Origin of the sequence: Neotamlana sedimentorum, assembly GCF_000943565.1 — a bacterium.
GTDB classification, from domain to species: Bacteria; Bacteroidota; Bacteroidia; order Flavobacteriales; family Flavobacteriaceae; genus Neotamlana; species Neotamlana sedimentorum.
On record NZ_JTDW01000002.1, the window covers coordinates 176,572 to 188,676 of the forward strand.

A 12,105-nucleotide genomic window follows, 5' to 3' on the forward strand; every position below is an offset into this window, starting at 1 on the left:
TTAATTACAGTCAATTTATGTTTGTCAAAAGTAAACAAAATATACACATTCAAAAATCATTAAATCATTAAGATTATTTTTTTTGGCACGCGTTTTGAAATCTATCATACACAAACCATAAACTTTTTGATTATGAAAGCAATAAAATTACTTTTAAGTTTTTCCTTAATTTCAATGTTATTTACCTCATGTTATACCGAAGTAATTGTTGATGATTTTAACGACCATCCAGTTTCTGTAAACCAGTTGTTAAACAGTTATGAACTTTGGTATGTAGATATAAATTCAACTTTAGGTTATGGCGAAACACCATTTTTACAAAAAGCATTTACCATTTCGTTTTTAAACGGTGTAATTTATGCAAATAACAACATTGTGGGTTTAGGGAGCAGCGGAAACGGGTACGGTATAGATGTTGGCACTTACGATGCATATAATATGATTTTAGATGTACAACATGATGTTGATGATTTTGAAACCTTTGATGTATACCAAATAGATAATAATACCATTGAGTTATACAACCCGCATAACGATACTTCATATTTTTTAGATGGTTACCAACGCAGTAATTTTGATTACGACTATGTGTTTTACGACAATATCCATTATTTCTTACAAGAGTATGAAGCTTGGGAAAAAACCTATACCAGTAACTTTGGAGCCATTAATGAATTTGATTCTGAGAACTATTTACAATTTTTAGCTGGCGGAAACGATTCGGAATTTAGAAGCTCTCAAGATGCCACAGGAACAAGTCAAAATAACTTGTATTGGGACTATACTGGTGTTTACGGTGTGGGAGATGTGTCTGGAGACTTTTACCTAAAAACTTTAACATTAGATTATGACTACTTAGGCAATGAATATTTTGAATTGAGCGTTATTAATGACAGAAAGATTGAGTTATATCATCCAAATTCTGGTACGGTATACAGGTTTGAAGGACGTGGATACATTCAATATTTAAAATCTGGAAATAAAAAAGACAGTTTAAAAAATCCAAATACTGATAAAAAACGTAAGTATAGAAAAGATAAAATAGATAACCCTAGAGAAAATATAAGGGATATATAAAAATTTTGGTTGGTTATTTAGTTAAGAAGCCGTTTAAAACAAATGTTTTAGGCGGTTTCTTTTATTTTGACTCATTTTAATTTTTATTTCACTAATTCTAATTATTTTAAGCGTTGATTTATCTTCAAATTTTTAACAATTAAATACCCTTGCATTTCTTAGGTCCAAATTTTTAAAAATGCAAGAGGAAAATTTACTTTGTAATGCTTACTTTTATTTTAGCATTTTACTATAATGCTGAATATTGTAAAAGTATATGTAACAAACAATATTCCCTAAAGGCTATAAGTTATAGTATAAATGTGCTATAAAGCCTTTTTATTCATCTTTTTTAAGCGGTTTTTAAGAATTTTAAGAATGAAATACCCAAATACAGAAATTAAAAATATTACCGACACTTATTTCGGATTTGAAGTAGAAGACCCCTACAGGTGGTTAGAAGATGATATGAGTACAGAAACAGCTGCTTGGGTTGAGGCGCAAAACACTGTAACGTTTAGTTATCTTAATAAAATTCCGTTTAGAAAAAACATAAAAAACCGCCTTGAAAAGCTCTGGAATTACGAAAAAATAAGCGCTCCTTTTAAAGAAGGTAATTACACTTATTTTTACAAAAATAATGGGTTACAAAACCAAAGTGTTATTTATAGAACAGATAGTAATGGTAATGAAGAATTATTTCTAGACCCAAACACATTTTCAAAAGATGGTACTGTTTCCCTTGGCGATTTAAGTTTTTCTAAAGACGGTAGTATTTTAGCTTATTCTATTTCAGAAGGTGGTAGCGATTGGCGAAAAATTGTCATTCTAAATACCGAAACTAAAACCATTGTAGAAGACACTATTATTGATGTTAAGTTTTCTCAAATATCTTGGTATAAAAATGAAGGCTTCTTTTACTCAAGCTACGATAAGCCAAATGGTAGCGAGCTTTCTGCTAAAACAGATCAGCATAAAGTGTATTACCATAAACTAGGTACACCTCAGCAACAAGACCAACTTATTTATGGTGGTTCACCTAACCAAAAACACCGTTACATTTACGCCGGTGTAACCCAAGATGACAAGTACCTAATAATTGCACCAAAAATTTCCACCACAGGAAACAAATTGTTTATTAAAGATTTAACGAAACCTAACAGCGATTTTATTACTATTCTAAACCATACAGATAGTAACACGAATATTATAGACAACAAGGATAATACACTTTATTTAGTTACAAACTTAAACGCACCCAATAAGCGGTTAGTAAAAGTTAATACTTCCAACCCAACTCCTGAATTTTGGGAAGATGTTATTCCAGAAACCAAAAATGTTTTGTCGGTAGCAACCGCTGGTAAATATTTTATCGCTGAGTATATGGTTGATGCCATTTCAAACGTAAAACAATATAATTACAACGGCGAATTAATTAGAGAAATTACGCTTCCCGGTGTTGGTAGTGCCGCTGGTTTTGGCTGCAAAAAAGATGAAATTATAGATTACTTTGTATTTACCAATTACAATACGCCTTCAAATATTTACAAGCTTAATTTAGATACTGGTGCAACAGAACTTTACTGGAAACCATCTATAGAATTTAACAGCAACGCTTACGAGAGCAAACAAGTATTTTACACATCAAAAGACGGTACTAAAGTACCCATGATAATTACTCATAAAAAAGGCCTTGAACTAAACGGTAAAAACCCAACCATTTTATATGGTTATGGTGGTTTTAATATTAGTTTAAACCCTGCATTTAGTATCGCAATGGCAGTATGGATGGAGCAAGGCGGCATTTATGCTGTACCTAATTTACGTGGAGGTGGCGAATATGGTAAAGCTTGGCACGATGCAGGTACAAAAATGCAAAAACAAAATGTGTTTGATGATTTTATCGCTGCCGCGGAATACTTAATAGCTAACCAATATACTTCTTCAGAATATTTAGCCTTACGCGGTGGTTCTAACGGCGGTTTGCTTGTTGGTGCAGTAATAACACAACGCCCAGATTTAGCAAAAGTAGCATTACCCGCTGTTGGCGTTTTAGATATGCTACGCTACCACACCTTTACTGCTGGTGCCGGTTGGGCTTACGATTATGGTACAGCAGAAGATAGCGAAAAAATGTATAAGTATTTAAAAGCATATTCTCCTATACACAACGTAAAACAAACTGCATATCCTGCAACTTTAATAACAACTGCCGATCATGATGATAGAGTTGTACCTGCGCACAGTTTTAAATTTGCAGCAGAATTACAAAATAAGCAACAAGGCGAAAACCCTATATTAATTCGTATTGAAACCAATGCGGGCCACGGTGCTGGTACACCTGTAAGTAAAACTATTGAACAATATGCCGATATTTTTGGCTTTACCCTTTATAACATGGGACTTTCTGTATCAGAATAAGTTTTTAATAAATTCGCAATGTTAATTTTTAGCTAATTTTTTTGTTGGTAAAATAGCATTACTATAGCTTTGTATCCAATTATGAGTAAAAACATTTTTAAATATGTTTCGGTTTTAGCATTGCTATTCTTCACAGGAATTAGCAATTTACATGCTAATAACACATCTCATTCACAGGCCTATATTTATAACCAGTCCTCAAAAATATCGGCGAATAAGCACGTTGAATTAAGTTCGCGACATCATAGAAATACTAGTAATTTAGTTTTTGAAACTGTAGAAGTTGATGAAATTGAAAACGAAGAATCTCCTTCAAAACATTATCAAACGTCATTTCATAATTTCTTAAATGAAGTTTATAAATTTATTGCTTTTAACGAGGTAAAACAATCTCAAAAAGCATCTTATTATAATAAAAAGTATCAAGACAAGGCTTCAACCAAACTTCATGTGAGGCTTCAGGTTTTCATAATTTGATTTTTTCTTCTGTAAATCAATACAACTTCGATTTACACAACATTTATTACACGTAAAAACTTTATAATCAAACTATTTAGTTAGCAGCACTTTTGCGTATTCTTAGCTGAAAAATCACATTAACCTCCATTTATTTCAAACAAAAAATTATGAAAAAAGGATTCCTTTTCATGAGCCTTCTTGTGCTTATAATTTTCACAAGTTGCCATGATAAAAAAGAAAAAAAAGAAGAACATACGGCGTTTTTAGTAACAAACCCCATAAAAAAAGACACTTCAATTACTAAAGACTATGTAAGTCAAATTCACTCAATTCGAAACATTGAACTTCGAGCCTTAGAAAAAGGGTATTTAAAAGACATTGCGGTAGACGAGGGACAACATGTAAAAAAGGGGCAAGTTATGTTCCAAATTATGCCAAATGTTTATCAAGCCGAATTAGAAATGGCCAAAGCCGAAGCCAAAGCAGCCGAAATAGAACTACAAAACACACAACTTTTAGCTGATGGTAATGTTGTTTCAGAAAATGAATTATCGTTAGCTGAAGCAAATTTTTTAAAAGCTAAAGCTGAAGTTGTTCTTGCACAAACTCATCTTGGTTTTACTACAATTAAAGCTCCCTTTAATGGTATTATGGACCACCTTCATGTACGTGAAGGCAGCTTGCTTGATGAAGGCGAACTGCTAACAACATTATCTGATAACAGTAAAATGTGGGTGTATTTTAACGTGCCTGAAGCCGAATATTTGGATTATATAACTAGTGCTGATAAAGACTCGAAAAAAGAAGTAGAGCTTTTAATGGCCAACAACAAACGCTTTAACCAAAAAGGAATTGTTGAAACTATTGAGGGTGAATTTAATAGCGAAACTGGAAATATTGCATTTAGAGCAACTTTTCCTAACCCAGACGGTATTTTAAGACATGGCGAAACAGGCAGTGTTTTAATGACTGTTCCGTTTAAAAATGTTGTCATTATTCCACAAAAAGCCACCTTCGAAATTTTAGATAAAACCTACGTTTTTGTAATAGATAAAAACAATGTTGTTAAACAAAAAGAAATTACAATTGGTGCCGAACTTCCTCACTTATTTGTAGTTAACGATGGCTTAACCGAAACCGATACTATTTTACTTGAAGGTATTCGTATGGTTAAAAACAACGAAAAAATTCACACCAAATTCTTAGAGCCAAACCAAGTGCTTGCCGAATTGGATTTATATGCTGAATAATTAGAATTTAATCTACAAAAACATGTTTAAAAAATTTATAAAACGTCCCGTTTTGGCTATTGTCATTTCGGTAATTATATTATTTGTTGGTGGGCTTTCCATTAAACAATTACCCATATCGCAATTCCCTCAAATTGCACCAACTACGGTAAACATTTTTATTGCTTACCCTGGTTCAAGTTCCGAGGTTTTAGTAAATTCTACACTAATTCCGTTAGAAACGGCTATTAATGGCGTACAAGGTATGCGCTATATTGCATCTGATGCCACAAGTGCTGGCGAAGCTACCATTAGAGTTATTTTCGAACCCGGCACGGACCCCAATCAAGCTGTGGTTCGTGTAAAAACTCGTGTAGACCAAGTTATGCCATTATTGCCGGAACTTGTTCAACGCGAAGGTGTTATAATTACACCTATACAACCTAGTATGTTAATGTACGTTAACCTGTCTAGCTCAGATAAAAACAACGATGAAAAGTTCTTATACAACTATGCATACACCAAAATTATTCCCGAAATACAACGAATTAATGGTATTGCGAGTGCCAAAATTTTAGGTAGTAGAAAATACGCTATGCGTGTTTGGTTAAAACCAGATAGAATGCGAGCCTACAACATTTCGGCCGAAGAAGTGCTTGAAGCCATGGAAGAGCAAAGCATTTTGGCAAGACCTGGCCGTTTAGGTAGAAGCTCGGGAATCACCTCTCAATCTTTAGAATATGTTTTAACATACCAAAACCGCTACAACGAGCCCGAACAATACGAAGACATCATTATTCGTGCAAACAAAGAAGGCGAGATTGTAAACTTAAAAGATATAGCCGATGTAAAATTAGGCTCTGAGTTTTTCGATATTTATTCGAATTTAGATGGTAAACCTTCAGCATCTATAGTACTAAAACAAACTTTTGGAAGTAACGGTAGCGAAGTTATTGATGCTGTAAAAGAAAAATTAGATGAATTAAAAGAAGAATTACCACCAAATGTAGATTTTAATATAAGCTACGACGTATCAAACTTTTTAGATGCTTCCATAGAACAAGTAATACATACACTTCGTGATGCTTTTATTTTAGTAGCATTTGTGGTATTTATCTTTTTAGGAGATTGGCGATCAACTTTAATTCCAATTATTGCTGTTCCGGTGTCTTTAGTAGGCGCATTTTTTGTTATGCAAATTTTTGGGTTATCTATAAACCTAATTACACTATTTGCCTTGGTATTAGCTATTGGTATTGTGGTAGATGATGCCATTGTAGTTGTAGAAGCCGTACACGTAAAAATGCACGAAAAACATTTAAGTCCGTATCAAGCATCTAAAGAAGTACTAGGTGAAATAGGTGGCGCCATTATAGCCATAACATTAGTAATGGTTTCTGTTTTTATACCAATTTCATTCATGACAGGGCCTGTAGGTGTATTTTACCGTCAATTCTCTATAACAATGGCAGGTGCTATTTTAATTTCCGCTCTTGTAGCATTAACACTAACACCTGTGTTGTGTGCTATGTTGCTTAAAAATAATCATGGTAAAAAGAAAAAATCGTTAGCCGATAGATTTATAGACTGGTTTAACCGTGGTTTTGAAAAATTAACAGGTAAATACGTAAAAATTCTTAACAAAATTGTTGCAAGACGTATGGTAACCTTCGGAATTTTAACCGCATTTTGTGCTGGTATATTTTTTACAAATCAAGTATTACCTGCCGGATTTATTCCAAACGAAGATCAAGGGATGATTTATGCTATAATCCAAACACCACCAGGAGCAACTTTAGAGCGTACGAATGAAGTTGCACGTAAACTTCAAAAAATTTGTGAAGAAACTGAAGGTGTTGAATCTGTATCATCTTTAGCAGGTTACGAAATTATGACGGAAGGTCGTGGATCGAACGCAGGTACATGTTTAATTAACCTAAAACCATGGTCCGAACGTCATCATTCTGTTCATGAAATTATGGAAGAATTAGAAGAAGAAACCAAAGATTTAGGTGCCGTAATTGAGTATTTCGAGCCACCAGCAGTTCCAGGTTTTGGTTCCTCGGGTGGTTTTGCAATGCGTTTGCTCGATAAAACCAACTCTACCGATTATCATAAGTTCGAAGACATAAACAGTAAATTTATGGATGCTCTATCTAAACGTAAAGAAATAACTGGATTATTCACGTTTTATTCAGCAAATTATCCGCAATACGAATTAAAAATAAATAATAAAATTGCTATGCAAAAAGGCGTTACCATAAGTAAAGCTATGGAAAACCTTAATATTTTAATTGGTAGTACTTACGAGCAAGGTTTTATTCGTTTTGGACGTTTTTTTAAAGTATATACTCAAGCCGGACCAGAATACAGACGTTTACCCTCAGATTTAGAAAAGCTTTTTGTTAAAAATGAAGAAGGTGAAATGGTACCCTATTCGGCATTTATGAGTGTTGAAAAAAAGCTTGGTCCAAACGAAATTACTCGCTACAACTTATACAATTCTGCTTCAATTAGAGGTTTACCAGCGCCAGGTTTTACAAGTGGAGATGCTATAAATGCCATTAAAGAAGTGGCTGCTCAAGAACTACCTAGAGGTTACGATATTGCTTGGGAAGGCTTATCATTCGACGAAGCAAAAAGAGGTAACGAGTCTATTTACATTTTTATAGTTGTACTAGTATTCGTGTACTTTGTTTTGGCCGCACAATACGAAAGCTTTATGCTACCTTTAGCTGTAATTTTCTCTTTACCGGTAGGTGTTTTTGGTTCTTTCTTTTTACTAAAAATAATGGGGTTAGCTAACGATGTTTATGCTCAAATTGGGGTAATAATGCTAGTTGGTTTACTTAGTAAAAATGCGGTATTAATTGTAGAGTACGCAGTACAAAAACAAAGGCAAGGCGCAACGGTTTTAGAAGCCGCAATTGAAGGTGCCAAAGCTCGTTTCCGTCCTATTTTAATGACTTCTTTTGCCTTTATTGCAGGATTAATTCCTCTAATAATAGCAACAGGAGCAGGTGCTATTGGTAACCGAACCATTGGAGGGTCATCTTTAGGAGGTATGCTTATAGGAACCTTTTTTGGGGTACTCGTTATTCCTGGTTTATACTACATTTTTGCTAAAATGGCCGAGGGTAAAAATTTAATTAAAGACGAAGTAAACGAACCGCTTTCTGAGGAATTTATTAGAATTCGAGAAACCGAGAACCAAACGCAAGCAAACACAACACAAATAAATAAGCTAAAACAATTAATTAAAAAACTTAGAAAAAACAAGACTAATGATTAATTTAAAAACATATAAAGGCTTTTGGCTAAGTTGCTTTATTGCAATTGGCATGTTTTCGTGTGTGCCAACTAAAAATATTAGAGAGGTAAATAAAAGCACTCCAAAACAGTATAAAAATGCCGCAAACGATACTACAAATACAGCTAAAATACCTTGGAAACATTTTTTTAAAGATCCGCATTTAATTGCTTTAATAGATACTGCCTTAACTAATAACCAAGAGCTAAATATTATGCTTCAAAAAATTGGAATAGCACAAAACAACATTAAAGCTAAAAAAGGAGAATATTTACCTTTTGTAAACTTTTTTGCCGCTGCAGATTTAGACAAAGTTGGGGAATACACCAGAGATGGTGCTGTTGAGCAAAACTTAAACATTCGTGAAGATGAAGCATTTCCGGAACCTTTAACCAATTACACAATAGGCTTATCGGCCTCTTGGGAGTTAGATATCTGGAAAAAACTTAGAAACGAAAAAAAAGCTGCTGTTCTAGAATATTTAGCTTCAGTTGAAGGTAAAAATTTTATGGTTACCCAACTAATTTCTGAAATTGCCAGTGCATATTATGAACTCATGGCGCTTGATAATCAACTTACCATTATCGAGCAAAATTTAAATATTCAGCAAAATGCTTTAAAAATGGTTAAGCTACAAAAACAAGCTGCACGAACAACACAACTTGCCGTAAGTCGTTTTGAAGCCGATGTTTATAAAAACCAAAGTAATAAGTATAATATTCAGCAGAAAATAATAGAAACCGAAAACTTAATTAATTACCTGGTCGGTCGTTATCCGCAACCCGTAACACGAGGTTCAGATACATTTTTAGAACAACAAATAAACCCTGTTTTAACTGGTATTCCTTCGCAACTGCTAACGCAACGTCCAGATATAAAACAAGCTGAGTTAGAGTTAGAAGCTTCTAAACTTAATGTAAAAATTGCTCGAGCTAATTTTTATCCGTCGGTTGGTATAAGCGCTGGTGTGGGCTTTGAAGCATTTAAACCTAAGTTTTTAACACACACACCAGAATCTCTAGCCTATTCGTTGGTAGGCGATATGGTTGCTCCGCTAATAAACCGAAATACTATAAAAGCAGCATATAGCACAGCTAATAATAAGCAATTAGAAACCATTTTTGATTATGAAAAAACCATTTTAAATGCTTTTATAGAAGTGTCTAATCACTTATCTAAAGTTGAAAATCTAAAGGAAAGTTATCGATTAAAAGAAAGCCAAGTAAATAGTTTAACCAAAGCCATCGATCTTTCTATCCGCTTATTTAAATCGGCAAGAGCAGAATATACAGAGGTATTGCTAACACAACGTGAAGCACTAGATTCTAAAATGGAAATTATAGAAACTAAAAAAGACCAATTAATAGCAAATATCCAATTATATCAATCTTTGGGTGGGGGATGGAATTAATTTCTCTCAATTAATTCTATTTTTCAAACCGCTCGAAATATTTTGAGCGGTTTTTTTATGTTATTTTTGCAACTATGCTAAACGTTAAAAATCTTACTTTTTCCTATAATAAATCACCTATTTTAAAAAACATTTCTTTTAATGTTAAAATGGGTGAAAACCTAGCTATTATTGGTGAAAGTGGTTCCGGAAAAAGTACTTTACTTAACCTAATTTATGGTGAATTTGATTTAAATGAAGGAAAAATTTTCTGGAAAAACACCGAAATTTTAGGACCAAAATACAACTTAGTTATTGGATACGAATTTATGAAATACGTGCATCAAGAATTCGATTTAATGCCTTACATAACTGTTGCCGAAAATATTGGAAAACATTTATCGCGCTTTTTCCCCGAAGAAAAAGAACAACGCACCCAAGAACTTATAAAAGTTGTAGAGCTTGAAGATTTTGCTAACGTAAAAGTTAAAACACTTTCTGGTGGACAAAAACAACGTGTAGCATTGGCCAGAGCCTTAGCAAAACAACCTGAAATTATTTTATTAGACGAGCCTTTTAGTCACATTGATAATTTTAAAAAACAAAGTTTACGTCGTAGCGTTTATAAATATTTAAAGAATAAAAACATCTCTTGTATTGTTGCTACACACGATAAAGACGACGTTTTAGGTTTTGCCGATACTATGATGGTTTTAAACAACAATGAAATTTTAGACACCGGAAAGCCTGAAACTTTATACAAACACCCAAAAACACCATTAATCGCTTCTTTTTTTGGCGAGTTTAATGTTATAGATAATGAAATTATTTACGCCAATCAATTAAAAGTTGTTGAACAATCTAATTTAAAAGCAAAAGTAATTACCAGCTATTTTAAGGGAAGTTATTATTTAATTGAAGCTGAATTAAATGGTGAAATAGTGTTTTTCGAGCATGGAACTGCGTTAGAAAAAGACTCAGCAATTTACTTATCCATTTCAGAATAATTTTTAACCGATTGTTTCAGTTTTTTTAAAATACGATCTCTTAATTTTTTTGGTTTTAACACTTCAATGCTTTCTCCAAACCCTAAAATAAGGCGTTCTAATTCAAAATTATGCTGCACTAAAATATTAAAAACGGTGCCATCTTCTCTGGTTTCGATGGTACGTTGCGTAGGGTGAAACGGTTTTGTAATTACGTAAGGCGCGTTTTTTTTGTCGACCCAAAATTGCACGCGTTGCGCTCTAGAATTTAATACTGTAACACCAACAACTTCTTTATAAAACACATCGCCATCAATTTTTAAATCAATATATTCCAAATCATTTTCTACTTCAATATTTAATATTCTATCTAAAGCTAGTGTCATCATTTTTTGGTTATGAGATGCTAATAAAAACCACCGATTATTATACTCTTTTAATAACTGCGGATGCACTTTTAATTCGCTCGAACTTCTTGCTGAAAAGGATTTGTACATAACACTAATCACTTTTTTGCTTTGTATGGCGTTATAAATAACATCAATAAACTCTAAACCTTTTAATTGTTCATTTTTATCTAAATGAATAATGGCGCGATTATTTTTTTGAGAAGCATAAACCGAGTCTTCCAAACGTTGCAAAACCCCATCCATTTCTTTAAACAACGAGAAATCTTTAAATTGCCTGAGAACTTGTATAGCTTCGTTCATTACCTTAATATCTTTGTCGGTTACAGGTATGTTTACAATGCTGTATTCTGAATCGTCGTATTTATAAAATTTTCGATTGTAAACCACTATTGGCGCATTATATCCAAGCTTATCACTACGCATCATTTGTATATCTAACTGCACAGTACGTTTACTTACATCTACATCTTTACCTTCATACTCGTAAAGCGCATCAGAACAAGCGGTAATTAAGTCGTCAAGCGTCCATTCGCGATAGTTATTTTGAAGACATTTATCAATGGTTTTATATCTAATTAATGCATTTTTATTTACAGCCATTTTGCTCAATTTTTTCGGATGAAATATAGGTAAATATTTTTTACGCAACTATTTTGCGTACTTCAATTTTTTGAGCAATTTGGGGTTTAAAACAAAAAAAATTGCTTTTTTCAAAAAAAGTTAATACTACGTATTAAGGGTTGTAATTTCCTGAAATTCATAAAATAAATTTTGAAAATTGAAAAATAAATCTAAATCTTTGCAGCGCAATTGGCTAACCGATAACAGCCAAAACAATTAAAAT

8 protein-coding genes are annotated in these 12,105 nt (G+C 33.1%); 7 read left to right on the forward strand and 1 reads right to left on the reverse strand.

Annotated features, from left to right (window positions below; all coding sequences use genetic code 11):
• Positions 1-132 precede the first annotated feature (132 nt).
• From PW52_RS03160 to PW52_RS03190, 7 genes are all read left to right on the forward strand, one after another.
• The gene (locus PW52_RS03160) at positions 133-1,077 is read left to right on the forward strand and encodes a hypothetical protein (RefSeq protein WP_044631473.1); all 945 of its coding nucleotides are present in this window, start codon (positions 133-135) and stop codon (positions 1,075-1,077) included.
• 357 nt (positions 1,078-1,434) lie between these two features.
• Complete coding sequence (locus tag PW52_RS03165; RefSeq protein ID WP_240475139.1) at positions 1,435-3,477, forward strand: prolyl oligopeptidase family serine peptidase; 2,043 nt, start codon at positions 1,435-1,437, stop codon at positions 3,475-3,477.
• 81 nt (positions 3,478-3,558) lie between these two features.
• Complete coding sequence (locus PW52_RS03170) at positions 3,559-3,954, forward strand: hypothetical protein (RefSeq protein WP_044631475.1); 396 nt, start codon at positions 3,559-3,561, stop codon at positions 3,952-3,954.
• 149 nt (positions 3,955-4,103) lie between these two features.
• Positions 4,104-5,186 carry an efflux RND transporter periplasmic adaptor subunit gene (locus PW52_RS03175; protein ID WP_044631476.1) on the forward strand — a complete coding sequence of 361 codons (1,083 nt, stop codon included), beginning with the start codon at positions 4,104-4,106 and terminating at the stop codon, positions 5,184-5,186.
• 22 nt (positions 5,187-5,208) lie between these two features.
• Positions 5,209-8,457 carry an efflux RND transporter permease subunit gene (locus PW52_RS03180; RefSeq protein ID WP_044631477.1) on the forward strand — a complete coding sequence of 1,083 codons (3,249 nt, stop codon included), beginning with the start codon at positions 5,209-5,211 and terminating at the stop codon, positions 8,455-8,457.
• Positions 8,450-9,886, forward strand: a complete 1,437-nt coding sequence (locus tag PW52_RS03185) for a TolC family protein (protein ID WP_044631478.1) — start codon at positions 8,450-8,452, stop codon at positions 9,884-9,886. The genes PW52_RS03180 and PW52_RS03185 overlap by 8 nt, the downstream gene beginning before the upstream one ends.
• 74 nt (positions 9,887-9,960) lie before the next feature.
• Positions 9,961-10,872 carry an ABC transporter ATP-binding protein gene (locus PW52_RS03190; RefSeq protein ID WP_044631479.1) on the forward strand — a complete coding sequence of 304 codons (912 nt, stop codon included), beginning with the start codon at positions 9,961-9,963 and terminating at the stop codon, positions 10,870-10,872.
• Here the strand turns inward: PW52_RS03190 and PW52_RS03195 are convergent.
• On the reverse strand, positions 10,851-11,861 hold the full coding sequence (locus tag PW52_RS03195) for a helix-turn-helix transcriptional regulator (protein WP_044631480.1): 1,011 nt from the start codon (positions 11,859-11,861) through the stop codon (positions 10,851-10,853). The two genes, PW52_RS03190 and PW52_RS03195, sit on opposite strands and share 22 nt — an antisense overlap.
• Between the last annotated feature and the right edge of the window lie 244 nt (positions 11,862-12,105).